The 1,347-nt window shown below is 54.6% G+C and carries 1 protein-coding gene; it reads right to left on the bottom strand.

From position 1 onward, the window contains the following. Window positions 1-54 precede the first annotated feature (54 nt). Window positions 55-1,245, bottom strand: a complete 1,191-nt coding sequence (locus tag NE547_RS17865; RefSeq protein WP_044943990.1) for an IS256 family transposase — start codon at window positions 1,243-1,245, stop codon at window positions 55-57. Between the last annotated feature and the right edge of the window lie 102 nt (window positions 1,246-1,347).

Genomic DNA, 1,347 nt, shown 5'->3' with positions numbered 1-1,347 from the left:
GGTCGTGTCAAGATTTTTTCGCACTTTAGTTTGCAAGCTCTGGCATGAATGGAGTCAGCCGGCAATGGAGGCATCCTCAATGGCGGCCTCCAGGTGCTTCATATTCATGTACTTTTTGTTGCCCCACTGGGAGCCAGCTACATGGCGTAGCCGGGCACAGACCAGCATAAGGGCAGAGTTGCCGTCCGGGAAGCTGCCCACTACACGAGTACGGCGGCGGATCTCCCGGTTCAGCCTCTCAATGACATTGTTGGTGCGGATACGGGTCCAATGCTCACTGGGAAAATCACAATAGGTCAGAGTCTCCTCGATGCTGTCCTCCACCTTCTTAGCAGCCTCTTTCAGCTTCATGGAACACAGCTCCTCCACTACGGCCCTGGCCTTTTCACGAGCGGCTTTTTTGCTCTCCTGGGCGTGGATCGCCTTGAGCATTTTGGCTACCAGTTTCACCTTGGAGCGAGGTGTGACAGAGAACACATTACGGTAAAAGTGGACGGTGCAGCGTTGGTATTTGGCTTCAGGGAACACTTCGCCCACGGCCTCCAGCATACCAAGGCACTTATCTCCAACGATGAGTTTCACGCCGTCCAGGCCACGGCCACGCAGCCACTGGAAGAAGTTGATCCAACTGGCCTTGTCCTCTTTCATGCCCTCGGCGGCACCTAAAACCTCACGATATCCGTCCTCATTGACCGCGATTGCCACCAGGATGGCCACATTTTCAAACTCTCCACCCCAGTTGCGGCGCAGATAGATCCCATCCACATAGACATACGGATACCGCCCGCCTTGCAGAGGACGGTTACGCCAATCCTCGATGTGGACATACGCTTTCTTGTTCAGCTCACTGATGGTGGAGGGAGAGACCTTACTGCCCCAGAGAGTCTCGGTAATATCCTCTACACGCCGGACGGATACGCCAGCCAGGTACATCTCAATGAGAGCCTCTTCCACGCTACTCTCCCGGCGGCGATACCGCTCAATGATGGCAGTCTCAAAGGAGATCCCCTTGAGCTTGGGCATCTTGAGTGTGACATCCCCAGAAGTGGTGGTAAGGTTGCGGTTGTAGTGGCCGCTGCGGTAGCCCTGGCGTTGCTCATTGCGCTCGTACCGGGCCGCCTGGGTCAGCTTCTCCGCTTCGGCCTCCAGCAGCTCGTTGAGGGTTTCCTCTACGCTTCCGCGCACAAGTTCCTTGAGCTGCCCCTTGATAACTTCTTCGTTTAGCTGTACAATCTTTTCGGACATGGTTTGCTGTCTCCTTTCGAATGGTGGTGTCGCAACTTCATTCTACCAGACATCTGCAAACCATGTCTCTTTGTCTTTTTGCGAAACTTATTCTACCTGACC

This window comes from Flavonifractor sp. DFI.6.63 (genome assembly GCF_024462255.1).
Lineage (GTDB): Bacteria > Bacillota > Clostridia > Oscillospirales > Oscillospiraceae > Lawsonibacter_A > Lawsonibacter_A hominis.
Note: the sequence above shows the minus strand (reverse complement) of the source record. Positions and strands in the feature narration are given on the sequence as shown.

Bases quoted from the DNA above. Each gene is read 5' to 3' on its own strand.
- NE547_RS17865 (WP_044943990.1), bottom strand. From the start codon at position 1,245: ATGTCCGAAAAGATTGTACAGCTAAACGAAGAAGTTATCAAGGGGCAG.